Source organism: Amycolatopsis echigonensis, from assembly GCF_002846615.1.
In the GTDB taxonomy this organism is placed as follows: Bacteria; Actinomycetota; Actinomycetes; order Mycobacteriales; family Pseudonocardiaceae; genus Amycolatopsis; species Amycolatopsis echigonensis.
Window position 1 is genome coordinate 140966 of the sequence record NZ_PJMY01000003.1, and the last position, 24196, is coordinate 165161.

At 70.2% G+C, this 24196-nt stretch carries 18 protein-coding genes and 1 pseudogene; 4 read left to right on the forward strand and 15 right to left on the reverse strand.

The features are described 5' to 3' along the window. Positions 1–11 precede the first annotated feature (11 nt). Positions 12–893, forward strand: a complete 882-nt coding sequence (locus ATK30_RS05110; protein WP_043836095.1) for an IS3 family transposase — start codon at positions 12–14, stop codon at positions 891–893. A 23-nt stretch (positions 894–916) separates the two neighbouring features. Here the strand turns inward: ATK30_RS05110 and ATK30_RS05115 are convergent, their stop codons facing one another. From ATK30_RS05115 to ATK30_RS05150, 7 genes are all read right to left on the reverse strand, one after another. Beyond that, positions 917–1492 (reverse strand): DUF3560 domain-containing protein, encoded by a 576-nt coding sequence (locus ATK30_RS05115; RefSeq protein WP_043836097.1) that lies wholly within the window; start codon positions 1490–1492, stop codon positions 917–919. A gap of 75 nt (positions 1493–1567) precedes the next feature. Next, positions 1568–2149, reverse strand: coding sequence for a hypothetical protein (locus tag ATK30_RS05120; protein ID WP_134662599.1), 582 nt, complete (start codon positions 2147–2149; stop codon positions 1568–1570). A 245-nt stretch (positions 2150–2394) separates the two neighbouring features. Then, positions 2395–2847 carry a hypothetical protein gene (locus ATK30_RS05130; RefSeq protein WP_043836101.1) on the reverse strand — a complete coding sequence of 151 codons (453 nt, stop codon included), beginning with the start codon at positions 2845–2847 and terminating at the stop codon, positions 2395–2397. A gap of 130 nt (positions 2848–2977) precedes the next feature. Continuing rightward, the gene (locus ATK30_RS46015) at positions 2978–3982 is read right to left on the reverse strand and encodes a DNA glycosylase AlkZ-like family protein (protein ID WP_244194914.1); all 1005 of its coding nucleotides are present in this window, start codon (positions 3980–3982) and stop codon (positions 2978–2980) included. A gap of 252 nt (positions 3983–4234) precedes the next feature. After that, positions 4235–8704 (reverse strand): hypothetical protein, encoded by a 4470-nt coding sequence (locus ATK30_RS05140; protein ID WP_101434553.1) that lies wholly within the window; start codon positions 8702–8704, stop codon positions 4235–4237. Positions 8705–8716: 12 nt separating this feature from the next. Next, positions 8717–9520, reverse strand: a complete 804-nt coding sequence (locus tag ATK30_RS05145; protein ID WP_009075875.1) for a hypothetical protein — start codon at positions 9518–9520, stop codon at positions 8717–8719. Continuing rightward, entirely contained in the window at positions 9520–10983 is a 1464-nt protein-coding gene (locus ATK30_RS05150; protein WP_101434554.1) for a hypothetical protein, read from the reverse strand. Before ATK30_RS05150 ends, ATK30_RS05145 begins: the two co-directional genes overlap by 1 nt. A 77-nt stretch (positions 10984–11060) precedes the next feature. On the opposite strand from ATK30_RS05150, the gene ATK30_RS05155 reads away from it, so the two are divergent. Together ATK30_RS05155 and ATK30_RS05160 are read left to right on the forward strand one after the other, a co-directional pair. After that, entirely contained in the window at positions 11061–11501 is a 441-nt protein-coding gene (locus ATK30_RS05155; protein ID WP_101434555.1) for a PPOX class F420-dependent oxidoreductase, read from the forward strand. 200 nt (positions 11502–11701) lie between these two features. Then, positions 11702–13747: pseudogene (locus tag ATK30_RS05160) on the forward strand (PQQ-dependent sugar dehydrogenase); the annotation flags it as partial. A gap of 48 nt (positions 13748–13795) precedes the next feature. Here the strand turns inward: ATK30_RS05160 and ATK30_RS05165 are convergent. The 5 genes from ATK30_RS05165 to uvrC all read right to left on the reverse strand — a co-directional run bounded on the left by ATK30_RS05165 (position 13796) and on the right by uvrC (position 20901). Then, on the reverse strand, positions 13796–14770 hold the full coding sequence (locus ATK30_RS05165) for an LLM class flavin-dependent oxidoreductase (RefSeq protein ID WP_101434557.1): 975 nt from the start codon (positions 14768–14770) through the stop codon (positions 13796–13798). A 1193-nt stretch (positions 14771–15963) separates the two neighbouring features. After that, positions 15964–16953: a DNA-binding protein WhiA gene (whiA, locus tag ATK30_RS05170; RefSeq protein WP_093574335.1), complete on the reverse strand. Its 990-nt coding sequence runs from the start codon at positions 16951–16953 to the stop codon at positions 15964–15966. A 36-nt stretch (positions 16954–16989) separates the two neighbouring features. Then, positions 16990–17952, reverse strand: coding sequence for a gluconeogenesis factor YvcK family protein (locus ATK30_RS05175; RefSeq protein ID WP_037359138.1), 963 nt, complete (start codon positions 17950–17952; stop codon positions 16990–16992). A gap of 1 nt (position 17953) precedes the next feature. Next, positions 17954–18811 carry an RNase adapter RapZ gene (gene rapZ, locus ATK30_RS05180; protein ID WP_020658140.1) on the reverse strand — a complete coding sequence of 286 codons (858 nt, stop codon included), beginning with the start codon at positions 18809–18811 and terminating at the stop codon, positions 17954–17956. A gap of 50 nt (positions 18812–18861) precedes the next feature. Then, on the reverse strand, positions 18862–20901 hold the full coding sequence (uvrC, locus tag ATK30_RS05185) for an excinuclease ABC subunit UvrC (RefSeq protein WP_101434558.1): 2040 nt from the start codon (positions 20899–20901) through the stop codon (positions 18862–18864). Between the two features lie 193 nt (positions 20902–21094). Here uvrC and ATK30_RS05190 point away from each other — a divergent pair, with 193 nt between their 5' ends. Continuing rightward, positions 21095–21880: an exodeoxyribonuclease III gene (locus tag ATK30_RS05190; protein WP_101434559.1), complete on the forward strand. Its 786-nt coding sequence runs from the start codon at positions 21095–21097 to the stop codon at positions 21878–21880. 4 nt (positions 21881–21884) lie between these two features. On the opposite strand, the gene ATK30_RS05195 is transcribed toward ATK30_RS05190, so the two are convergent. The 3 genes from ATK30_RS05195 to ATK30_RS05205 are packed head-to-tail and all read right to left on the reverse strand — an operon-like array spanning position 21885 to position 24171. Continuing rightward, on the reverse strand, positions 21885–22331 hold the full coding sequence (locus tag ATK30_RS05195; protein ID WP_101440641.1) for a PH domain-containing protein: 447 nt from the start codon (positions 22329–22331) through the stop codon (positions 21885–21887). Between the two features lie 5 nt (positions 22332–22336). Beyond that, positions 22337–22843, reverse strand: coding sequence for a 6,7-dimethyl-8-ribityllumazine synthase (ribH, locus tag ATK30_RS05200; protein ID WP_037814621.1), 507 nt, complete (start codon positions 22841–22843; stop codon positions 22337–22339). Next, positions 22840–24171, reverse strand: coding sequence for a bifunctional 3,4-dihydroxy-2-butanone-4-phosphate synthase/GTP cyclohydrolase II (locus ATK30_RS05205; protein ID WP_101434560.1), 1332 nt, complete (start codon positions 24169–24171; stop codon positions 22840–22842). The genes ribH and ATK30_RS05205 overlap by 4 nt, the downstream gene beginning before the upstream one ends. Between the last annotated feature and the right edge of the window lie 25 nt (positions 24172–24196).

The following is a 24196-nucleotide window of genomic DNA, read 5'->3' on the forward strand; positions in this document are numbered from 1 at the left end:
AAGGAGACCCGGTGAACGTGTACCCGTTCATCGAGGCGGAGAACGCCGGCAGCGACGGCAACGTCAAGCGTGCATGCGAACTGCTGAAGGTCTCCCGAGCCGCCTACTATGCCCACCGTGCCGCCGGACCGTCCCAGCGCAAACAAGACGATGCGGATCTTACCGCCGAGATCATCACGATCCACGACGAGTCGGACGCCACCTACGGAACGCCACGGGTCCACGCCGAACTCCGCGCCCGCGGCAAACGGCACTCCCGCAAACGGGTCGCCCGGCTCCTGCGCGCCGCCGGGCTGGCCGGGCGGACACCGAAACGGTGGCGCACCACCACCGTCCCCGATCTCGCCGCGGCCACCCCAGCCGATCTGATCAAGCGTGATTTCTCTTGTGCCGCAGGCGATATCAACACCCGCTGGTGCGGGGACATCACCTACATCCACACCTGGGAAGGCTGGCTCTACCTGGCCACCGTGATCGACCTGGACTCCCGACGCGTCGTCGGCTGGGCCACCGCGGACCACCTGCGCACCGACCTGGTCGCCGACGCGCTGCACAGCGCCGTCACCCAGCGCCGCCCCGATCCCGGGGTGATCTTCCACTCCGACCGCGGCTGCCAGTACACCTCCGCGCAATTCAACGCCCTCGCCGCCGACGCGGGCGTGCGATTGTCGGTGGGACGCAAGGGACAATGCTGGGATAACGCGGTCGCCGAGTCGTTCTTCGCCACGATCAAAGCCGAACTGCTCGACCGGCAGGGCTGGCCCACCCACACCGCCGCGCACAAAGCGATCTTCGAGTACATCGAAGGCTGGTACAACACCCGCCGCCTGCACTCCAGCCTCGGCTACCTCAGCCCCGCCACCTACGAAACAACCGCGCGCCGGGTAGCCTGACCACACCTCAACGACCCTGTCCGTCAAAACGGGTCAATCCCAGGGTTGTGGCGGGCACCCATGTGGTGCGACGCGGTCTCGGCTCGGCGCGCCAACTCGTCGGCGTACTCACCCTGCTTGATGGATTTGCCGAGGTTGTTCCACGCGCGCTCGCGACGGTTGCGGTCAGCCTTGTAGCTGTAGTGGTCGACCAGCAGCGGCTGACCCATCGGGATGTTGTGGAAAACGTAGTCGGCTTTCGCCCGCGTGGCGTCGGCCTTGGTCTGGTGCTTCCCAGAGCGCTCAGTGAGCCGGTCGACCCGGTCGTCCATCCGGTCGGCGAGATTGGTCTCCTGCTGCTCGACGCTGGGCATCGTGTCGTCAATGTCGCGCTCGACCGTGTAGCCCGCCTCGGTGAGCACGCGCTCGATGTCTGCGAGGGCGTACGGCTTGGACTGGCGATGCCGAGAGGATCGCAGCAGCCACGCTGTGGAGTAGCGAGACCAGGTCCACGACGGATGGGCCTTCAGCGCCAGGTGCGCGGGACTGTTGCGGGTGGTTCCCTCGACGGTGGTGCCAGACTCGTAGTCGTGGTGGATGGTCAGAGTTCCCAAGGACATGGTGATGTGCCTCCTTCACTTCGTTTCGCCTGTGGTGCGGGCCGTCCTGTTCAGTCCGCCGGAATCCCGGGCGGGTCAGTGGCCCTGGTCCCAACCCATGCGCGCGCTGCCTCGTGCGGTGTCGTAGGTGGGTTCCTCGCCGGCGGCAGGAAGGTCGGGCCGGATGCTGCTGCCGGTGAGGTCGCGGACGGTGTAGCGCTCGCAGTCCCCTTCGGTTATGCGGCGGACGGTGTCGATGCCGAGTCCGTTGACCGTGATCGGGCATGCGTGGGTGAACGCGAACCGCTCATGCTCCGGGACGGTGGCGCGGGGGTGTTCGGGCCAGCGGTACGCGGCCCACCAGTTGGTGACCATGACGTCGATGACGCGGTCTCCGGCGTCGACGATTGCGCTCACGAGGCCTCGTGTAGCGGTGGCGCCGATCAGGTCGGCCAGCCGGGCGTATGCGTCACGCGCGGCGGTGAGTCGCACCAGGGTCGGTGCCGCCTCGCTGCGGAGGGTGTCCGCGTCCATCTCGCCGATCGCGTCGGTACGGGCGTCGTAGGCGTCGCAGTCGGTCATACCGGGTGTCCAGCGCGGGGCCAGCGCGTTGATGCAGTCCAGACACGTGCTGCACCGGTAGACGCTGGGCCGGGACACCGGAATGGAGATCCCCATGCCGAGGTTGTCGCACCCGCAGAAACCTGGTTGCGACTGAAGTGCGGCGTCTCCGAGTCCGTCGGTGTCGGTGTCCTCTCCGGTTCGGGCTCGGCCGGCTGGTCGGTGTGCGGGAACGTCGCGAGGAACGCGGCGACCTCGGCGGCGTCGTCCGAAGCGACCGAAAAGGCGAACGCCACGTGCCTGCCGTTGCGGGGCACCGTGGCGGTGCCGGCCAGCGGCCCCTGATAGCGCACGATGGCTTCCTACGGGTCGTGACCGAGCGGGCTGGGTCCGGGAGTTTGGACAGTCGCGCCGAGCGGGGCCGCGATGGCGTGCGCGAGCTGGTCGCGCGCGGCGGCCTGGTCATCGAGTCGTTGTTTCAGCTCGCGGGTTTCCGCGAGGGTGACCCGATAGCCGGGCAGCAGCCGCCGGGCAGTCTCGGCGGCAACCGTTTCGGGTGTCTTGGCCGGGGACACCGTGATTTCGTGTGATGGCAGCGGGTTTCCATGGCAGTGCCGGATTGTCGCCAGTGTGGCCGGGAGGCTGGCGGACAGCCTGACCCGTGGTGTCTTCTCCCAATCGGAGTAGCACACGTGAAGCTCTTCACCATCTGGGCCGATGAGGTACCGGTCGCCGTAACCGTGGTGGCCCGGTTCGACCGTCCACGTCCCGTCGAGCGCTTGCGCCATCGCTGCTGCGAATGCCTGCATGTCCATGTGTGTTTTCCTTCCTGTGCCTGGGTTTCATGTGCGTCGGAATCGTTCGGTCGCGGGTTGTGGCCATCTCGCGGCCACGGCACCCGCGCGGCGCGTGGCCGCGCGGGCACCGAAGCGGCGGCGGTCCCTTTCAGACCGAAGCCAGCACCTTGCCGAGCGTCGTCACGGTTTCCTGGTCGAGCGCGTCGGCTTTTCCGTCCACCGCGCGGGACATGTTGCGTTCGGCGCGGGAGGCGTTGCGCACGATCGCTTCGTGATGGGTGTAGGTGTTGATGGCCTGCACCACTCCCCACGCGGTACCGCGCCACGGGCTGACCCCACCGCGACCGGAGCGAGCCGACTGGCCACTGCTGCCGGAGCCAGAGCGGTCCGGTCGCCCGACGGCACCGCGGTCGGAGCGACCTGGCTGGCGAGCGCCGTCGAAGTCGGAGCCGTCTGGCTCGGCAGCTGAGCGGCCTGACTCGGCTCCCCCTTCAGAGCCGGAAACAGCCGACCCAGCGGCACTTCCCGCAAGCCAATCCGTCAGCGGAGACCAGTAGTACTGCGTGCTTTGCCAGCTCCCCCGCGGGCGACCGCGCACGATGCGGCCTTCGGCGGCCAGCTGGAACAGCACCCGGCTGGTGACGTTGCCGATCGACTCGTACGGTTTTCCCTTCGCCATCAGCAGTTGCTGCCGCAGGCGCGGTTCGTCGTCAGCCAGTTGCTGGGCGGTCGCCGATCCCCTGGCGCGCAAGGCTTTGTCGACGCTTGCCATGACCTCGTCGAGCCATTCGCCGGGACGCGGCACATTCTCTGGATGGCCTTGGGTGCCCAGCTGCTTTTCCAGCAGGCGGCGTTGGCGGGCGGCGATGTCGTACGAGCAGGCAGCCTGTACCAACCCCGCAGTGGCGAGGTCGGTGACAAAAACCGTGCGCCGTATGCCGAGGATGCGCAGGAGGGTGCGCCGGGAGTACAGCGCGTCCTCGACGTCAGCGACCGAGAGCGCACGCACGCGCGACCAGGCGGACAGGTAGACCGAAGCGGGGTCGGTGGCGTGCAGCGCGACGACGCCGTCGACTGCTTCCTCGACGGTCGTCGCCCGAGCCGCGAGGTGGTGGCGTACGCCGAGGCGGGCTCGGCGCTGGGCGAGGGTCATCTTCACGGCTCGATTCCTACCACCAAGGTCCGACAGAAACCGCATCCGTGCTGGTCAGCCGGGGAGCATGACGGTGCGCACGTGGTTTCGGAACCAGAGCTGCGCCGGATCGGCGGCGGTCCGGCTGATGACCACATTGGACACCCAAGCGGCTGGAGCGCCAGGCGGACACGGGCTGGCGTACGTGCCCGTCGCCTGACGGGTCTCGGCGCGCGGTGTGCCGCCCGGGCAGACCGCGCGCCAGCCAGACCGTCAGGCCGGTTGTTCTTCTTCCGACGGCTCCACCGACGGAGAAGAAGACGCCCGGCTGAACATCCGCGTCGCCGAAAGACGAGCCACCCCGTCCGGGTCCCCGAGATCGTCGAGGGAATTCCGGATCGTCGCGTCCACCGACAGGTACTTCCGCCCGGCACGCAGGTCCGCGTCGTTCCGAAGCCGCACGATCAACGGGAACTCCGCGAGCGCGCCCGCGTCGAACAAACCCGTCGTGTAGATCAGCTGCACGCCCAGCGCCTCCGCCACGGCCCGCTGCAGCTCCAGCAGGTACCCGGCGGAAGCACGGCCGATCGGGTTGTCCAGGAACAGCACGCCCGAATGCCGGTTCCGTGCCTTGCCGCGGTTGTTGGCCCGGAGCGCGGCAAGCGTGCAGTACAGGATGATCGCCGCGGTCAGCTGCTGCCCGCCGGAGAACACGTCGCGGATTTCGGACACTCGCTGCCGTTCGGTGCGCAGCACGGAGTCCGGCTTGAGCATGTCGACCCGGTACCCCTTGGGCGCGGCGACGTGCACGCCGCGCAGCACCAGCGACAGCCCGTCCCGCTTCACGTCGCGGCCGTCGGCGGTCTTGCCCGCGGCCGCCTCGTCGACGACCTCGCCCAGTTTTTCCGCCAGCACATGGTCTTCCAGCTCGGTGAACCGGATCCGCAGGAACTCCTGGCCGGACCAGTCGCCGAGCCCGTCCGGCAGCCGCGACACCCGCTGCGCCGACCGGAGGGTGCGCAACGCGCCTTCGACCATGCCCTGCAGCCGCGTGATGATGCCGCCGCGATGCCGGTCGATCTGCGCGAGATCGTCGGTGAGCGTCCGCAGCCGGGGCCGCAGCGCCTCGCTCCATTCCGCCGCGTGCGCGGGAAGCTGGTCCCGCTTGACGGAAATCACCTGCTGCCGCACCGGGGTGCTGAGCTTCTCGAACCGCTTTTCGGTCGCGTACTGCGCCAACTGGTCCGCCGCCGCGCGCACCCGCCGGTCGCCGGAGTCGGCCGCCGCCTGCGCGTCGTTGAGAACGGTGTTGAGCTGGTTGTACCGAGTCCGCGCGGACTCGACATCGCCGTCGTAGGGATCCGCGGGCTCCTCGGAACGCAAGTGCGCCAACGATTCCGACAGCAACCCGAAGCCGGACGCCGACGCCTTGCCCGCCTCCAGCGTCGCTTCCGCCGCGGCTCGGCGTTCCTGCAGCTCTTCCCATTTCCGGGCCGCCGCAGACACTTCCAGCGAAGCCGCGTCGATCAGCTCAAGGCCATGCTCGATGTCGCGCGGCCGCTCCGCCGGGGAAGCGACGCCGGTCTGCAACGGCAGCGCGTCCAGCTCAGCCCGGCGCGTCGACACCTGGCCGATCGCCTCGGTGCGCTCCTCTTCCAATGCGTCGACAACCCGCCGCGCTCGCGCCAACGCAGCCGCCCGCGTGGAAGCATCGGAACCGTCGGGCGTTTCCAGCAACGCCGCCGCCCGCACCCGGACCTCCTCGTCCAGCGCTTCCAACGCCGACGACGCCGCTGCCTCAGCGGATTCCGCCTGCTCCAGCTCAGCCCGGAGATCGCTGCCGACCTCGACCTTCGCGTACGCCTCCGAAGCCGACGCGAAGGTTCGCCGCAACGCGTCCACTGGTTCCGAGGGCGCTTCGACGTCCTCCGGCAGTTCGGCCGCGCCCGGCACCTCGGCCAGCTCGGACCGTGCGGTGGTGACGGTGCGACGGTGTCCGTCGGCGGTCCGCTGCTCCTCCGCCGCCTGCTCGCGCAACCGCGCCGCCCGCGCCGACGCCTCGGCCGCCGAGGTCTCCGCGCGTTCCGCGATTTCCGTTGCCCGCTCGACTTCTTCGGTCCATTCCGCGACGCGCGCGGCCCGAGCGGACAGTTCGCCGAGCCGACGCGCCTTCTCCTCGGCCTCCGCGGCGGCGGTCCGCAACGCTGGGACGCGCTCACGCAAGGCAGCGGCTTTTTCGCTCAACCGGGCGAATTCCGCCTCGGCCTGCGCCAGCGCGGTCTGCGCGGTCTCCCGCGCGACGCGAGCGCTTTCGGCCTGCTCCGCGAGCGTCCCGATCGCACCCGCCGGATAGTCCTCGCGCCAGGTGGTGAGCTTCCAGGTCAACGCGCCATCGGCCGCCAGCGACTCCGACAGCCGCTCCAGCCGGCGCTGCCGTTCCGCGTGGCGTTGCGCCACGGCCTCCCGCTCGGTGTCGGCGGCTTCCTCGTCGTACATCGCCGGGTTCGGCGGCACGAGGAACTCGACGCCCGCCGCAGCCGGAACATCCGCCGCCTGAAACGCATCTGTGGTACCGACCGCGACAACCGCGCTCGGCAGCAGCCGGGAAGACTCCAGCACCTCGCGCGCCCGCTTGACCTGCGCCGCGTCGTTCAACAGCACGCCGGCGACGAGCTGCGGCATCCGTTCCAGGACTTCGGCACGCCGGACAGAGTCCAGTTTGGACAGATAACGCCAGCCCGACCACGCGGTGATCCCGGCCTGCTCCAACGCATCCAGCGCGGCCTGCACGTCTTCCGGCGGCGGCAGCAGTCCGCCCGACCCGAGCGCGGCGAGCGCCCGCTCGTCGGCCTGCTCCTCCATCCGCAGCGCGGTCTGCTCCTTCTCGACCGCCGCGCTCGCGTCGCGCAACCGCTGCAGCAGCACCGGAAGATCGCTCTCCAGCTTGACGTCGTCCGCACCGAGCAGCTCCATCAACCGCGGTTCCGCGGCCAGCGCGTCGGTGCGCCGGTGCGCGCGCTCGAGGTCTTCCGCCGCCCGGACCAGACGGTCCTGCGTGGACCCGGCGAGCTGATGCGCCTCGTTCACCGAACGCTGCGCCGCTTGCAGATCCTCGCCGACCCGGTCGAGTTCCTGTTCCCGGCGAACGGATTCCGCAGCCGCGGCCTCGGCTTCCGCGCGCGCGGACCGCGCGGCTTCCGCGACATCCGCCCCGGACGGCAACAGTCCACTTCGGACAGAATCGGAGATTTCCTCGCGCAGCTCAGCGATCCGCGACGACAGCCCGCGCGCCTCGGCCCGACGGCCAGCAGCCAGGTTCGCCGCTTCGTCCCGCTCGGTCTGCGCCTTCTCCGCTTCGGCGCGCAACGCGTCCGCGTGTGCCTCGGCCTTGTCCGCCTGCCGCTGTGCATCACGCGCCAGCGCAAGCAAACCACGCCCGAGTGCGACCGCCGCCGCATCCCGCGCGGCCAGCGCCGGTTTCGCCTTCTCCTCGCGGTTTCCGACCAGCTCGCGCAGATCTTTCGCCTTGCGCGCAGCATTCAACCGGTTCAGCACAGTCGCGGTTTCGCGCCACGCTTCGGCTTGCGTCTTCGCTTCCGCCAGCTCGCCGTCGACGCGCTCGCGTTCGATCTGCGCTTCTTCCAAACGCAGGACCGCAACCAGCCGCCGCAGCTCGGTGACGCCCGCGGTCAGCCGCCGATGGTCGCCCTCGGCGAGCTTTTCGGCGGTCCGCACCTCCTCGACATGCTCCTCCAAGCCGGACAGCCGCGCGTTCTCCAGCTCGTTGCGCGCGTGGATCCGCCCGGCCAGCTCGCTGAGGTCTTCCCGTGCCGATTCGGCGATCCGGCGCGACGCCGCGGCCACGCCTTCCTCCTCGGCCAGCGGACCGAGAAGCTCCAGCGCGCCCTCGACGAACTCCTTCTCCGCCATCAGATCGCCGCGCTGCGCGAGGTTGTTCGCGTACGTCGACACGACCTCGGCGAGGTCCTTCGGCTCGTCCTCGGACAGCACCGCGCGCAGCAGGAACTCCACGAACGCCTCGTCGGTGGAGAACTGGAACGCGTCGGCCGCCTCGCCCTCGCCCGCGTTCATCGCGCGCTGGTAGCGGAACAGCTCGGTGTCGAGGCCGAGCTGGTCGAGCCGTCCGGTCCACTCGTGGTGCCGGCGCGTCCAGAACAGCTCCAGCTCCGGTTCGGCCATCGCCGCGCCCGCGATCCGGTCGTGGAACCCGGACATGGTGAGCAGCCTGCCGTCCTCGGTCAGCGGCAGCGAATCGAGGCCGACGTCCGCGGTCGGGCGGAAGCAGTACCAGGAGTCGATCAGGTTCTCCGAGTCCGCGGACGTCACGTGCCCGCGCCACTCCGACACCTTGCCGGTGATCACCCGCTGGCCGGTCTCGACGTGCAGCCACTCCAGCACCACGTGCGCGACGTCCTTGGCCGTCACGAACTTCTCCAGCACCTTCGTGCTCGTGGTGCCGACGACCTGGCGCCGCCCGGGCAGCATCACCGAGAAGATCAGCTTGATCAGCACCGATTTGCCGCCGCCGTTCTCCAGGAACAGCACGCTCGCCGGCGACGGGCGGCGCACCGGGCCGCCGGCGTGGATGCCCGCGGAGAACAGCGCGTCCTGCTTCGGCGCGGTGATCGCGGCCCCGACGCCGCTGAAGTCCAGCACCACGTCCTGGTACCGGGCGCCCGCCGGACCCACCGAATGCAGGCGGACCCGCGAAAGCTCGTACATCCGTTTCCCCTCTTACTGCAGCGTGTCCGAGGCCGTCGCGCGCAGCGTTCCCCCAGGCCCGGCGACCGCGACGACGTCGAGCGCGAGCAGGTCGTCGAACGCGGCGTCCGCGGCCAGTTCCCGCACCTGGATCTGGTACCGCGGCGTCGTGCGGTAGGTCCCGCCCTGTTCGTCGCTCACCGGAACCAAAAAGCCTTGGTCGGCAAGGAATCGCAGCGCCCGCGACACCATGCCGCGCGTGGTGTCCGCCGCCATCCGGCCGTCCTTCGTCGCCGCGGCGGCCGGACGACGAGCGTACGCGCGCCACGCCTGCTCCAGCTCCGGCGCGTCGGCCAGCGGGTCGTTGTTCGCCTCGGCCAGCTGCGCGCGCTCGTCGAGCACGCGCGCCGCTTCGCGGACCATCGCGTCGACCTGCTCGACGCTCACCCGTCCGATGTAGGTGTCGTTGGCCAGGTCGTCCGGCCGCGGATAGCCGAGCGCGGCCGTCGCGAGGTGGATGAGGCCGTGCAGCACCTTTTCCGTCTCGCGCCGCTCGCGGATCTTGGCTTGCCGCGCGTAGCTGTCCATCTTGATCTCGAAGACGGACTCGTCGGTGGCCGCGAGCACGCATCCGGCCTGCTGCGTCACCTCGAGCACCATCAGCCCGAGCCCCGAAGCGACCGCGTGGGTGAGCGCCTTGAACGCGTTGTCCTCGCCGTAGCGGCGCACCAGCTCGCCGTAGACGACGTCGCGAGCCGGCAGTTGCTTCGGGCGCATCCCGAAAGCGACGAGCCGCGCGGCGGCCTCGGCGTCGACGCTCGTGTGCGTCACGGGCATCAGGCGACCTCCTCGGTCTCGTCGTCCGCTCGTTCGACCTCCGCGGTGGACAGCAGCAGATCCGCGCCGCCGAACTCCGGGTCGTCGAGCAGGGTGCCGTCGTCGACGGCGAGCAGCACGTGGCGTTCCCCCTGCCGGCGCGCCGCGCCGACCTCGGGACTGTAAGCGTGCAGCGCACGCAGCGCGACCAGGGACGCCAGGTTCGGCTGCCCGGAGCGGCGCGCGTCCTCCAGCAGCCCGGACAGCCGGCGCGGCACGTCGGGCAGGTCGAGCAGTTCGTCGGCGAGACGCCAGACGTCGTCGCCGAACCGGTCGGTCACCTCGGCGGGCACCAGCTCCGGCTCCGGCACCTCGCCGACCAGCTGGTCGCGTTCCGGGGCGGGCCGCAACAGCAGCGACACCAGCGAAGACAACGACGGCACGACCGGCGTCGCGATGCCGGCGACGGCGTGGAAGAAGTGCTCGGCGGGCGCGGTGGCGTCGGCGAGCGGCAGCCCGAGCGTCGGCATCAGGAGCTGGCCGAACAGGTCGAGCGTGGCCCGCTGCGGCGGTCCGGAGAACTGCTGGCGGTCCTGTTCGGCGCGGAAGACCGCGCCCGCGTCGGCGATCCGCGACTGAAGCTTGGTGTGCCGCCGGATGCAGTCGGCGACGATGTCGACCAGCTCGGCCGCGCGGCGCTTGTGGTCGGCGTCCTCGGATTCGTCCCGGGCGGTGGTGATGTTCTTGAGGATCGCGTTCTCCGCGCGAAACCGCGACTCGATGTGCCCGAGCGCCGATTCGATCAGCTCCGGCACCTCCTGCTCCCAGTCGACCGCGCGCACGTCGCGGCGAGTCGCGTCGAGCTTCGCGCGCAGCGTCTCGCCGTACTGCACGGTGCGGTAGCGCGCCTGCTCGGCGGCTAGCTTCGCGTCCGCGAGGCGGCCGCGGTTGATCAGGTTCTCCAGCTTCACCTCGGCCGCGATCTGCGCCGACTCGACGTCCGTGTCCAGCGCGCCGACCAGCACGTTGATCGCCTCGTCGGTGGCGCGCAGGTACACCTCGCCGTCGGGGGCGGCCAGCTCGACCAGGAGCTTGAAGTCGAACTGGCGGCGCTGGTAGCCGCCGGGGCCGAGCGAGCCGTACACGCGCCGGAAGCCGCGGTCGGTGGTGCCGACGTTGATCAGGTTGTCCAGCACCCACTTGGCCACGCGCACGTGCTCTTCCGGCGTGCGCGAGGGGGCCTGCAGCGAGATGAACGGCAGCAGCCGGTCGATCACCTGGTCGTGCCCGGCCCCGGTGTCGAAGTCCATCGCGATGGTGACCTGGTCGATCGTGTGCAGCGCGATCTCGGCCATCTGGTACACCGTGGCGTCGGCCCAGTCGAGCTTCGCCTTGCGCGCGTCGAGGTCGTGCAACGGCGCGGTGCAGGCGAGCGCCTTCAGCCGACGGGTCAGCCCCTCGTCGGCGAGCCCGGCGGCGCCCATCTCGTCGTATCGCACAGCAGGTCAGGCTAGTCGGCCTGCCCGAGCGCCCGCACACGCGGACGGCTAGCGTGGCGGGCATGCGGGAGATGACCAGGGCGGAGTGGTGGAAGTTCGCGAGCGAGGGCACGCGGACCGGGATGCTGGGGATCGTGCGGGCCAACGGGGCCCCGGTCGTCACGCCCGTGTGGTTCCTGCTGAACGAGGGCCCGAACGGCGACGAACTGATCTTCACCACCGGCACTGACACGCTCAAAGGCAAGGCCCTGCGCCGCGACGCGCGGCTCTCGCTCGCCGTGGACGACCAGCGGCCGCCGTTCTCGTACGTCCAGTTCACCGCCGAGGCGGAACTGCACCACGACCTGGACGAAATGCTGGAGTGGGCCACCCGGCTCGGCGCGCGGTACATGGGCGAGGAGAACGGCCCGGCCTACGGCAAGCGCAACGCCGTGCCGGAAGAATCCCTCGTCCGGGCGAGGATCACGAAGGTGATCGCCCGGGCGGACATCGCCGGGTTCTGACCTGCCGGTTCCCTCGACGCACGCTCCGCGGCGCTCGCTGCGGAGCGTAATGCCGCGATCGCACTATTGACACCGCGCCTGCCGAGGGTGTGTGATCTGTCCCGATAAATAGGAAACTTTCCTAACGAATATCTTCCGCCGCCGCCCCGACCCCCCTCAAGCAGGAGGCCCCCGTGGCACGACGCTCGACGTTGAGCGCGCTGTTCGCCGGTACCGCGGCGACCGCGCTCGGCTGCGCACTGCTGACCCCGGTCACCGCCACCGCGGCGACCGGGGATTACGAGTCCGAGGACGCGACGCTCTCCCCGGCCAAGATCGCCACGAATCACTCCGGCTACTCCGGCAAGGGATTCGTGGACTTCGACAACCTCGTCGGCAGCTACGCCGACTACTCGGTCAACGCGGCTCAGGCCGGCACGCACACGCTGACTTTCCGCTATGCCAACGGAACCTCCGACGACCGGCCGATGAAGCTCGTGGTCGACGGCGGCGACAAGGGCACGGTTTCCTTCCCCAGCACCGGTTCCTGGACGACGTGGAAGACCGTCACCGCGACCGTCCAGCTCACCGCGGGCGTCAACCACGTGCGCACCGTTTCGGCGTCCGCGAACGGCGGCCCCAACACCGACAAGATCATCGACAGCTTCAGCGCCCCGGTCGACACCGAACCGCCGACGCCGCCGAAGAACTTCCAGGTGTCGAACATCCGGCCCACCGCGGCGGATTTCCGCTGGGACCCGGCGACGGACAACGTCGGCGTCACGCGGTACGAGATCAACCGCGGCGGCAACACGCTGAAGGTCGTGGACGGCAAGACCAACTCCGCGACCGTCGACCAGCTGACGCCGAACACCTCGTACGACATCTCGGTGATCGCCTACGACGCGGCGGGCAACCCGTCCCAGCCGAGCAACGTCGTCGGCGTGAAAACCCCGCCCAGCGACGACAAAACCCCGCCGAGCGTGCCTGGTTCGCTCAAGGCCACGGGCAGCACTTCGGACAGCATTTCGTTGTCCTGGAAGGCTTCCACCGACGACAGCGGCTCGATCGCGGGCTACGACGTGTACCAGGACAAGGACCTCGTCTCGACCACGACGCAGACTTCGGCGACGGTCACCGACCTCAAGCCGAACACGTCGTACACGTTCACCGTGAAAGCCCGTGATCCCAACGGAAACGCCTCCGCGGCGAGCAACGCGGTCACCGCGAAGACGACGAGCAGCACCGGTGCGGGCGGCGGAATCCCGTCGTACGACAAGGACATCGCGAAGGTCGACCTCGGCTGGGCGGTCGGTTTCCTGCCGAACGGCAACGCACTGGTGACCGAACGGGACCGGTTCGAACTGCTGCAGATCACCCCGGACGGCAAGAAGACGACGCTCGGCAAGATCTCCGGCGTGGTCACCACGAACGGCGAGGGCGGGCTGCTCGGGCTGGCGATCTCGCCGCAGTGGAACACCGACCACGCGGTGTACCTGTACCACACGTCGGCCAGCGACAACCGGATCGTGAAGGTCACCTACGACGGCACCACGCTCTCGAAGACCACCACCCCGGTGCTGACCGGCATGGCCAAGAACCAGTACCACAACGGCGGCCGGATCGCGTTCGGCCCGGACGGCAAGCTGTACGCCACCGTCGGCGACGCGAAGGTCAAGGCGAACGCGCAGAACAAGAGTTCGCTCAACGGCAAGATCCTGCGGCTCAACCCGGACGGTTCCGCGCCGAGCGACAACCCGTTCTATGCCACCGGCGGCAACGCGCGGTACGTCTGGAGCTACGGGCACCGCAATCCGCAAGGGCTCGCCTGGGATTCGCAGGGGCGGCTGTGGTCGTCGGAATTCGGCGAGAGCAGCCAGGACGAGCTGAACCTGATCCAGAAGGGCGGCAACTACGGCTGGTCGGCCTGCGAGGGCACGATCGGCGACTGCTCGGGGACGATCGCGCCGAAGAAGACGTGGCCGACTTCGCAGGCCGGACCGTCCGGCATCGAGATCGTGAACGACTGGATCTACATCGCGGCGGTGACCGGCAAGCAGCTGTTCGTCACGCAGATCAAGGGCGACAGCGTCGGCGACGTGTCGGCGGTGTTCTCCGGCCGGTGGGGACGGCTCCGCTCGGTGACCAAGACGCCGGACGGGCACCTCTGGGTGACCTCGACGAACAACGACAAGCTCGGCGGCACGCCGGACACCATCGACAACGTGGTGGTGCAGCTGAAGTTCCCCGGCGCGGCGCTCGCCGGATAAGCCGCGGCAGGGTGACCGGAGCGGCGCCGGTCACCCTGCCGCACCTCATTCTTTCAGCAGTTCGTAACAGCGGATGCGTGCCTTCGCGTCGAAAACCGGGACAGTGACCATGATTTCGTCCGCGCCGGTCTGCTTCGCCAGCTCCGCGAGCCGCGCCTGGACCTGCTCCCGCTCGCCGTACGCTTGCGCCGCGCGGAAATGTTCGAGCTGCGGAACCATCTCCGGTGCGAACTCGTAGCCCGCGGCCTCCTCCGGCGTGAGCATCGGCTGGTCTCCCCCACCGCCGGTGAGCAGATGGGATTTGAGCACGTTCATCGGCCCGGACAGGTATTCCGCCTCGGCCTCGGTGTCCGCGCAGATCGTCTCGACGCACAGCAGCACGTACGGTTGGGAGCGCCACTTGGACGGCTGGAACTTCTCCCGGTAACGCTCCAGAGAGGCCGCGGTGTTGTCCGGCCGGATGTGGTGCGCGAACGCGATCGGCAACCCGCGCTCGGCGGCGACCTCCGCGCCCGCCGGGCTCGAGCTGAGCAGCCACGGCTCCGGCACGGTCACTCCGCCCGGGAGCACCTTGTCGCTGCCGAGATGCTTCACCAGCTCGTCGACGTCGGCGTGGTAGTCGGCTTCCTGAGCTGGCTCACCTCCGCGGCGCAACGCGCGGATGATCTCCGGATCGAGCGCGCCCGGCCCGCGGCCGACCCCGAGATCGACCCGGCCGCCGGTGAGCGCGGACAGCGTCCCGAACTGCTCGGCCAACGCGAACGGCGCGTGGTTCGGCGCGAGCACCCCGCCGGACCCGACCCGCACCCGGGACGTCACCGCGCCCGCGTGCGCCGCGAGCACCTGCGGGGACGCACTGGCGATCGCCGGGGAACCGTGATGCTCGGCGAACCAGAGCCGGTGGTAGCCGAGGTCGTCAACCCGCCGCGCGACGGAGGAAAGCGGCTCAAGCGCCGCCGTGGCCGACTGCCCGGCTTCGACCAGCGCGAGTTCAAGTGCGGAGAGCGGCACATCGATCATGCCCCCACGGTAGCGAACCCGGCGGTGTGGCGGGGGTGATTTGTCCACTGTGGACGAAGTCTTGCCAGTGTGCGGCGGGCGGCGGCTCCACCGAGTGCTGAAGCCGGGCATGTGTGGAAAGCGCAGGACGTGGCAGCGGGCGCTGCGGAAGGCGCAGCAGAACGCTCATGGGACGGGTCGATCGGAGGCTCGGCCAGCATGGTGGGGAGGCTCTTCCGGGGGGGATCGTCGTGAGTGTTTGTGCCGGTTCTCGCCGGAGGGTTCCGCCAGCGCTCGACGTGGCTCCCGCGCGGGCCCTCAGTCTCGGTGCTGGCTTCGCCCCAGTCTGGGCCTAGCAGTTGCGCCGCGGCGCGCCAGAGGGTTCGCGGAGGCCGTGCAGCCGCCGGGACCCGCAGCACAGGATGTCGGACAACGGTTCCCCGCGTAGCTCAGCCGCAGCGGCTCCAGGCAGGCCCACGCGCAAGCCACCGAACCGGCCGGGCACCCATCACCACCCCCAGCTGCCGCGACCGGCTAAGCGGACTAGCCCGCCCCTGCTCGAGTCGCCGCGACCGGCCTAGGCAGGCCACCGTTCCACTGCACAAGCCACCGCCACCGGCCAGGCACCCACCGCAGCGGCCGGGCTAGGCAGGCAATCCCACCTAGGCGCGAGTCACCGCGAGCGACCCAGGCGGGCCACACTCCCCGCATAGCCACCAACAACCGGCCAGACACCCACAGCCACCACAACCGCCGCGACCGGACTAGGTGGCAACCCCGCCCCCACGCGAGTCACCGCCATCAGCCCAAGCAGGCCGCCCTCCCCCGCACAAGCCACCAACAACCGGCCGGGCACCCATCGCAGCCCCCAGCCCGAGCAGGCCACCTCTTCCCGCGCAAGCCACCACAACCTGGGCACGTTCCGGCCGGGCTCAGCGGACAACCCCGCCACTGCCCAAGCCGCGACCTGCCCAGGCAAGCCCCCGCCCCAGCCCGCCAGCAGCAGTGTCAGGCTTCTTCTTCCAGCATCTCCGGGTCTTCCAGCATCTCCGGGGTCACCGCCAGCAGCAGTGTCAGGCTTCTTCTTCCAGCATCTCCGGGGTCACCGCCAGCAGCAGTGTCAGGCTTCTTCTTCCAGCATCTCCGGGGTCACCGCCAGCAGCAGTGTCAGGCTTCTTCTTCCAGCATCTCCGGGGTCACCGCCAGCAGCAGTGTCAGGCTTCTTCTTCCAGCATCTCCGGGGTCACCGCCGATTCGGTGTCCGGGATGCTCAGCTCCTTCGCCCGTTTGTCCGCCATCGCCAGCAGCCGCCGGATCCGTCCCGCCACCGCGTCTTTCGTCATCTGCGGGTCGGACAGCTGGCCCAGTTCCTCGAGCGACGCCTGGCGGTTCGACAAGCGCAGGCGGCCGGCGGCGAGCAGGTGGTCCGGGGCGGTGTCGCCGAGGATTTCCAGCGCGCGCTCCACCCTGGCGGCCGCCGCGACGGCCGCGCGGGCCGAGCGGCGCAGGTTCGCGTCGTCGAAGTTCGCGAGGCGGTTGGCGGTCGCACGCACCTCCCGGCGCATCCGGCGTTCTTCCCATTGCAGCACGCTCGTGTGCGCGCCCAGGCGGGTCAGCAGGGCACCGATCGCGTCACCGTCGCGGACCACGACCCGGTCCGCGCCTCGGACCTCCCGGGATTTCGCTTGGATGCCCATCCGCCGGGCCGCACCGACCAGCGCCAAGGCCGCTTCCGGGCCCGGGCAGGTCACTTCCAGGGACGACGAGCGGCCCGGTTCGGTCAGTGAGCCGTGGGCCAGGAAGGCGCCGCGCCAGGCCGCTTCGGCGTCGGCCACTCCGCCGGACACCACCGCGGCGGGCAGGCCTCGCACAGGACGGCCGCGCTGGTCGATCAGGCCGGTCTGGCGTGCCAGGCCCTCGCCGTCCTTCACCACGCGCACGACGTACCGCGTCCCCTTGCGCAGGCCGCCGCTCGCGGTGATCACGTGCACGTCCGAATGATGTCCGTACAGCTCGTGGATCTCCTTGCGCAGCCGCCGCGCGACCGAACCCGTGTCCAGCTCCGCCTCGACCACCACCCGGCCGGCCACGATGTGCAGCCCGCCCGCGAAGCGAAGCAGCGACGCGACCTCCGCCCGGCGCGGCCCGATCTTCGTGATCTCGAGCCGGCTCAGTTCGTCCTTCACCGCGGCGGTCATCGCCATGTACTGCCCCTCCTGCCTTTCGCTGCGCGCCCGCCGTCACCCACAGTGCTCCCCGCCGAGGCCCAATGCCTCTCGCATGCACTGGGCGAGCGCACCAGGATCATGCCGTCCCGCCACGACCGGGTCGGCCACCGCCCCCAGGCAGGCCCTGGCTCCGAGGCGTTCGGCCGCCCGGCGCAGGCTTGCCGGGTCAGGGACGGAATCACGGTCCGCGACGACGGCGTCGACCCGCAGCGCGGGCGCGTGTTCGAAGAGTACGTCCAGATGCCGCTCCGGGGAGAATCCGCCGGTTTCCCCCGGTTGGGGGACCAAGTTCAGCACGACGACCTTGGTCGCCGTCGTGCGGACGAGCGCGTCGTGCAGATCCGGGACCAGGAGATGCGGCAGCACGCTGGTGAACCACGAGCCGGGGCCGAGGAACACGACGTCCGCCGCCAGCACCGCCTCGATCGCCTCCGGGCAGCCGCGCGGCGGGCGTTCCTGGCGTCCGGCCGGGTGCAGCGAGATGCGGTGGACCTGGCCGGGCGTGCTGGCGACCGCGACCTGGCCGCGGATGCGCCGGATCGCGTCCGGGTCCTCGCTGTCCAGGCCGCTGACCTCGCCCTCGATCTCCAGCGGCTCCGGCGACATCGGCAGCACCCGGCCGGAGATGCCCATCAGCCTGCTCGCCTCGTCGAGCGCGGCCACCGGGTCGCCGAGCACCTCGAACAGCCCGGCGAGCAGCAGGTTGCCGACGGCGTGCCCGGCGAGCGCGCCGTCGCCGCCGAAGCGGTGCTGGAACACCTCCGCCCACAGCCGCCCGCCGTCCTCCGCGGCGAAGGCGGCGAACGCCTGGCGCAGGTCGCCCGGCGGCAGCAGCCCCAGTTCGCGCCGCAGCCTGCCGGACGACCCGCCGTCGTCGGCCACCGTCACCACCGCCGTGACGGCGCGGGTGATCCGCCGGAGCGCGGTCAACGTCGCGTGCAGCCCGTGTCCTCCGCCCAGCGCCACCGCGCGCACGTCACTCCCGGCCAAGATCCCGGTGCACCACCTTTACTGCCATGCCGTCCTCATTGGACAGTCTCTGGGCGAGTTCCTCGGAGATCGCGACGCTGCGGTGCTTGCCGCCGGTGCAGCCGACCGCGAGCGTCAGGTACCGCTTGCCCTCGCGCTTGTAGCCGGCGCCGATGAGCCGCAGCAGCTGGTGGTAGCGGTCGAGGAATTCCTCGGCGCCTTCCTGCGACAGCACGTAGTTGCGCACCTCGCCGTCGAGGCCGGTGTGCTCGCGCAGCTCCGGGATCCAGAACGGGTTCGGCAGGAACCGCACGTCCATCACCAGGTCGGCGTCCATCGGCAAACCGTACTTGTAGCCGAAGGACAGCACGGTGACGCGGGTCTGCGTGCTGGCCTCGGAACCGAACGCGTCCTCGATCTTCGCGCGCAGGTCGTGCACCGACAGCGCGGACGTGTCGAGCACCAGGTCGGCCTCCTCGCGCAGCGGCGAAAGCAGCTTGCGCTCGGCGGTGATGCCGTCGGCGAGCCTGCCGTCGCCCTGCATCGGGTGGCCGCGGCGGACCGATTCGAAGCGGCGCACCAGCACCGCGTCGGTGGCCTCCAGGAACAGCACGCGCGGCTTGTACCCGCGCGCGTCCAGGTCCTTGATCACCGAGGCCAGGTCGTCGGTGAACGCGCGCGAGCGCACGTCCATCACCACCGCCACCTTCGTGATCGCGCCCCGCGCCTGCGCGCCGAGCTCGACCATGGTGGCGATCAGCTCCGGCGGCAGGTTGTCGACCACGAACCAGCCGAGGTCCTCCAGGCATTTCGCCGCCGTGGAGCGGCCCGCGCCGGAGAGGCCGGAGACGACCGCGACCTCCATCCCGCTGCCTCGTTTTTCCTCTTCCGCACTCACGTGTGCTTCCTTCCCGATCACGACCCCTGGTCCCCTCCCGGTACTGCCCGCGGTGCGGCGCCGGTCTCCCCGGCCAGTGCCGCCACCACGGCCTCGGCAGTGCGCCTGCCGAAACCGGGCACCGCTTCGATTTCCTCGACCCGGGCCTGTTTGAGCTTCTTCACCGAGCCGAAGTGCTTGATCAGCGCGGTGCGCCGAGCCTGCCCGAGTCCGGGCACACTGTCCAATTCGGACGCCTGCATGCGTTTGGCGCGCTTTTCGCGGTGGTAGCGAATGGCGAACCGGTGCGCCTCGTCGCGCAGCCGCTGCAGCAGATAGAGCGCGTCGGACGTGCGCGGCAGGATCATCGGGTCCGGCTCTCCGGGCAGCCACACCTCTTCGAGCCGCTTCGCGAGCCCGACGACTGCGATGTCGGTGATGCCCAGTTCCGCGAGCACGTCCGCGGCCGCGGTGGCCTGCGGGCCCGCGCCGTCGACGACCAGCAGGTTCGGCGGGTATGCGAACTTGCGCGGGCGGCCGGTCTCCGGATCGATCCCGGCGCGCACCGGCCGGACCGCCTCGTCCCCCGGTTCCTCGCCGTCGGAAGCGGCTTCCGGAGCGGTTTCCGTTGCCTCGGCCGCGTTTTCGGCCGTTTCCTTGAGGTACCGGTAGAACCGCCGCCGCACGACCTCGGCGATGGACGCGACGTCGCCCTCGGTCGCCGCCTCGCGCAGCGCGAACTTGCGGTACTCGGACTTGCGCGGCAGCCCGTCCTCGAACACCACCAGCGACGCCACGACGTCGCTGCCCTGGATGTGGCTGATGTCGATGCACTCGATGCGCAGCGGCGCGCTGTCGAGCGCCAGGTAGTCCTGGAGTTCCTGCAGTGCCGCGGACCGCGCGGTGAGATCGCCCGCGCGGCGCAGCTTGTGCTGGGTGAACGCTTCCTTGGCGTTGCGCTCCACCGTTTCCGCGAGCGCCTTCTTGTCGCCGCGCTGCGCGACCCGCAGCCGCACCCGCGAACCGCGCAGACCGGACAGCCATTCGGCGACCGCGTCGGCGTCCGCGGGCAGCTCCGGCACCAGCACCTCGCGCGGGACGACCGGACCGGTCTCGACGTCGTCGCGGCCCGCGCGATCGGATTCCTCGCCGTAGAACTGGGTGAGGAAGTGGTCGACCAGCGCCGGGACGTCCATTTCCTCGGCCTTGTCGATCACCCAGCCCCGCTGCCCGCGCACCCGCCCGCCGCGCACGTGGAACACCTGGACGGCCGCCTCCAGTTCGTCGTGCGCGAAGGCGACGACATCGGCGTCCGTGCCGTCGCCGAACACCACGGCCTGTTTTTCCATCGCACGGCGCAACGCGCCCAGATCGTCCCGAAGGCGCGCGGCACGCTCGAACTCCAGCTCCTCCGACGCCTCGGCCATCTCGCGTTCGAGCCGCTTCACCATCGCGTCAGTGCGGCCGGCGAGGAAGTCGCAGAAGTCCTCGACGATCGCCCGGTGCTCGTCCGCGGACACCCGGCCGACGCACGGAGCCGAGCATTTGTCGATGTAGCCGAGCAGGCACGGCCGCCCGATCTGCCCGTGCCGCCGGAAGACGCCGGCGGAACAGGTGCGGGCCGGGAAAACGCGCAGGAGAAGGTCGAGCGTCTCGCGGATCGCCCACGCGTGCGAGTACGGCCCGAAGTAGCGGACGCCCTTCTTTCGCGCGCCGCGGTAGACGTGCAGCCGGGGGAATTCCTCGTTCAGCGTGACGGCGAGGACCGGGTAGCTCTTGTCGTCGCGGTAGCGGACGTTGAACCGCGGGTCGAACTCCTTGATCCAGTTGTACTCCAGCTGGAGCGCCTCGACCTCGGTCCCGACGACGGTCCACTCGACGCTCGCCGCGGTGGTGACCATCTGCCGCGTGCGCGGATGAAGGCCGGACAGGTCGGCGAAGTACGAGTTCAGCCTGCTGCGCAGGCTCTTCGCTTTGCCCACGTAGATGACTCGCTTGGCGGCGTCGCGGAACTTGTACACGCCAGGCGAGTCCGGGATGCTCCCCGGCTGAGGTCGGTAGGTGGTCGGATCAGCCACGTGCCCACTGTATGGCGAGGGCCTGACAGTTTCCGTGAGACCCCGTGCGCGAGGCGAGCACGGACGGGTTCAGCCGACGCGGGACGCGATGTCCGGGAGCCGCGGTGCGCGACCCGGTCGCCTTGCACCGTCGGCGGAGTCCTGCCGTAGCGTAGGGCTTCGACGACCCGCCGAGCGATCAGGGAGCGCAGCCATGACCGTCCGCGTCGCCACCTGGAACGTGAACTCCATCGTTCCCCGGCTGCCCCGCGTGCTCGACTGGCTCGACCGGACCGCGCCGGACGTTCTGTGCCTGCAGGAAATCAAGAACACCACCGAAGCCTTCCCCGCCGAAGAGATCACCGCGCGCGGATACGAGGTCGCCGCGTACGGGCTGGGGCGGTGGAACGGCGTCGCGATCCTCTCCAGGGTCGGGCTCGACGACGTGGTGCGCGGGCTGCCGGGCGAACCGGGCTTCGACGGGCAGGCCGAGGCGCGGGCGATCGGCGCGACGTGCGGCGGGATCCGCCTCTGGTCGGTGTACGTGCCGAACGGGCGCGAACCGCAAAATCCGCACTACGCCTACAAACTCGAGTGGTTCGAGAAGCTCAGCGACCTCGTCGGCGAAGAACTGCGGAACGCGCGTCCGTTCGCCGTGCTCGGCGATTTCAACGTCGCGCCCACCGACGACGACGTCTGGGACATCACGCTGTTCGCCGAGTCCACGCACGTCACCGAACCCGAACGGGCAGCGCTGAAGAAGCTCCGCGACGCCGGGCTGTCCGACGTGTTCCCGCGGCCGCTGAAGTACGACCACCCGTTCACGTACTGGGACTACCGCGCCGGGAATTTCCCCAACAACAAGGGAATGCGCATCGACCTCGTCTACGGGAACGAGGTTTTCGCCAAGGCAGTCACCGATTCCTACGTAGACCGCGAAGCCCGCAAGGGCAAAGGACCGTCGGACCACGCGCCGATCGTCGTGGATCTGGAGCTGTAAGACCTCAGGCCTCGGTCGCGGCCCGGTGCAGCTTCCGCAGCGCGCGCACCGCCGTCACCGCGCGTTCCCGGTCCACCGCCTGGACAGCCATCACCGAGAAGTACTCGTCGTCCGGCAGTTCCAGGCGGGCCCACGAGGCACCGTCCGGGAAGCTGATCGACAGCACCTGGTCCCAGGTGAACGCCCGCCGCGCAAGGACGTTCCGGACCTCGATGCCGGTGGCGTCCGCGCGGACCCGGGCGGTGCCGAACAGCATCGTGCCCGCCGCGAGCGCGATGCCGATGCCGATCATCGCGATCTGGTCCGACGCCTCGAACACGACGCCGGTGTGCGAATTACGCAGCAGGACCGCCACCACCACGAACGCCGCGAGCAGCGCCACCGCCAGCACGCTGCACATGATCAGCGCGCGGCGCGGCCGGATCACGAGGGTGGTCTGCTGCTCGGTCATCACGCTCACACGAATCCCCGCTCGGTCCACGGCTTGCCGAGGCCGCGCAGCACGTGCGCGGTGTCGAGCGCCGCCACGGCCGCTTCGTAGCCCTTGTCCTCCACCGAGCCGGGCATGCCGGAGCGGTCCAGCGCCTGCTGCTCGGTGTCGCAGGTCAGCACGCCGTTGCCGACCGGGGTGCTCTCGTCGAGCGCGACCCGGGTGAGACCGGCGGTGACCGCGTCGCACACGTACTCGAAGTGCGGGGTGCCGCCGCGGATCACGACGCCCAGCGCGACGACCGCGTCGTGGTTGCGCGCCAGCGCCTGTGCCGCGACCGGAAGCTCCACCGCACCCGCCACCCGGATGACCGTGGGCTCTTCCTCCAGCCCGGCGTCCTTCGCCGCGGCGAGCGCGCGCTCCAGCAGGACGTCGGTGATCTTCGCGTTCCACCGCGTCGCGACGACAGCCAGCCGCAGGGACTTGCAGTCGCGCAGGTCGAGCGCGGCTTCCGGCCGCCCCTCGCCGCTCATCGCGTGGTGTCCTCCTCCGTGCCCGCGTCGGCCGCGCCGACCTGGTCGTAGTGCTCGAGCTGGCTGAGGTCGTGCCCCATCCGGTCGCGCTTCGTGCGCAGGTACCGCAGGTTTTCCGGGTTCGGCGAGATCGGCAGGGAGACCCGGCCGGTGACGCGCAGGCCGTAGCCCTCGAGGCCGACCCGCTTCGCCGGGTTGTTCGTCAGCAGCCGCATCGAGCGGACGCCGAGGTCGCACAGGATCTGCGCGCCGGTGCCGTAGTCGCGCGCGTCCGCCGGAACGCCGAGCGCCAGGTTCGCGTCGACAGTGTCCGCGCCCGCGTCCTGCAGCTGATACGCCTGCAGCTTGTGCAGCAGCCCGATCCCGCGGCCCTCGTGCCCGCGGATGTACAGCACGACACCGCGGCCCTCGTCGGCCACCTTCTGCAGCGCGGCGTCCAGCTGGGGGCCGCAGTCGCAGCGCAGCGAGCCGAAGACGTCGCCGGTGAGGCATTCGGAGTGCACCCGGACCAGGATGTCCTCGCCGTCGCCGATCTCGCCGTACACGAAAGCGACGTGCTCGATGCCGTCGAGGAGGCTGTCGTACCCGACCGCGCGGAACGTGCCCGCGGCCAGCGGGATCCGCGCCTCGGCAACGCGTTCGACCTGCTTCTCGGTGCGCCGCCGGTAGGCGATCAGGTCCGCGATCGAGATGATCTTCAGGTCGTGGTCGGCGGCGAACACTTCCAGCTCGTCGCGCCGGGCCATGTCGCCCTCGTCCTTCTGCGACACGATCTCGCAGAGCACGCCGGCCGGGTGCAGACCGGCCAGCCGGGCCAGGTCGACCGACGCCTCGGTGTGCCCGGGACGGCGCAGCACGCCGCCTTCCTTGGCGCGCAAGGGCACCACGTGGCCGGGGCGGCGGAAGTCCTTCGCGGTGGCCTCGGGGTCGGCCAGCAGCCGGGTGGTGTGCGCGCGGTCGGCGGCGGAAATGCCGGTGGTGATGCCCTCGGCCGCGTCGACCGTGACGCTGTACGCGGTGCCGCGCTGGTCCTGGTTCGTGTGGTACATCGGCGGCAGGTCGAGCCGGTCCGCCTCGTTCTCGGTCAGCGCGACGCACACGTAGCCCGAGGTGTAGCGCACCATGAACGCGAGCAACTCCGGCGTCGCCTTCTCGGCGGCGAAGATGAGGTCGCCTTCGTTCTCGCGGTCCTCGTCGTCCACGACGACCACCGCGCGTCCGGCGGCGATGTCCGCGATCGCGGCCTCGATGGCGTCCACGTCGACCGCCGCGCCTGCTCCGCACGGGGTCCATCCGGTCTGCGGCTCGGCCGCCTTCGTCTCGCTCACGGGTGCTCCTTCGCTGCCGCCGCCG

Excerpts from the sequence above, each read along its gene's own strand:
- ATK30_RS05115 (WP_043836097.1), bottom strand. The coding sequence starts at position 1,492 with ATGTCCTTGGGAACTCTGACCATCCACCACGACTACGAGTCTGGCACC.
- ATK30_RS05120 (WP_134662599.1), bottom strand. The coding sequence starts at position 2,149 with ATGGGGATCTCCATTCCGGTGTCCCGGCCCAGCGTCTACCGGTGCAGC.
- ATK30_RS05130 (WP_043836101.1), bottom strand. The coding sequence starts at position 2,847 with ATGGACATGCAGGCATTCGCAGCAGCGATGGCGCAAGCGCTCGACGGG.
- ATK30_RS46015 (WP_244194914.1), bottom strand. The coding sequence starts at position 3,982 with ATGACCCTCGCCCAGCGCCGAGCCCGCCTCGGCGTACGCCACCACCTC.
- ATK30_RS05140 (WP_101434553.1), bottom strand. The coding sequence starts at position 8,704 with ATGTACGAGCTTTCGCGGGTCCGCCTGCATTCGGTGGGTCCGGCGGGC.
- ATK30_RS05145 (WP_009075875.1), bottom strand. The coding sequence starts at position 9,520 with ATGCCCGTGACGCACACGAGCGTCGACGCCGAGGCCGCCGCGCGGCTC.
- ATK30_RS05150 (WP_101434554.1), bottom strand. The coding sequence starts at position 10,983 with ATGGGCGCCGCCGGGCTCGCCGACGAGGGGCTGACCCGTCGGCTGAAG.
- ATK30_RS05155 (WP_101434555.1), top strand. The coding sequence starts at position 11,061 with ATGCGGGAGATGACCAGGGCGGAGTGGTGGAAGTTCGCGAGCGAGGGC.
- ATK30_RS05165 (WP_101434557.1), bottom strand. The coding sequence starts at position 14,770 with ATGATCGATGTGCCGCTCTCCGCACTTGAACTCGCGCTGGTCGAAGCC.
- whiA (WP_093574335.1), bottom strand. The coding sequence starts at position 16,953 with ATGGCGATGACCGCCGCGGTGAAGGACGAACTGAGCCGGCTCGAGATC.
- rapZ (WP_020658140.1), bottom strand. The coding sequence starts at position 18,811 with ATGGAGGTCGCGGTCGTCTCCGGCCTCTCCGGCGCGGGCCGCTCCACG.
- ATK30_RS05190 (WP_101434559.1), top strand. The coding sequence starts at position 21,095 with ATGACCGTCCGCGTCGCCACCTGGAACGTGAACTCCATCGTTCCCCGG.
- ATK30_RS05195 (WP_101440641.1), bottom strand. The coding sequence starts at position 22,331 with ATGACCGAGCAGCAGACCACCCTCGTGATCCGGCCGCGCCGCGCGCTG.
- ribH (WP_037814621.1), bottom strand. The coding sequence starts at position 22,843 with ATGAGCGGCGAGGGGCGGCCGGAAGCCGCGCTCGACCTGCGCGACTGC.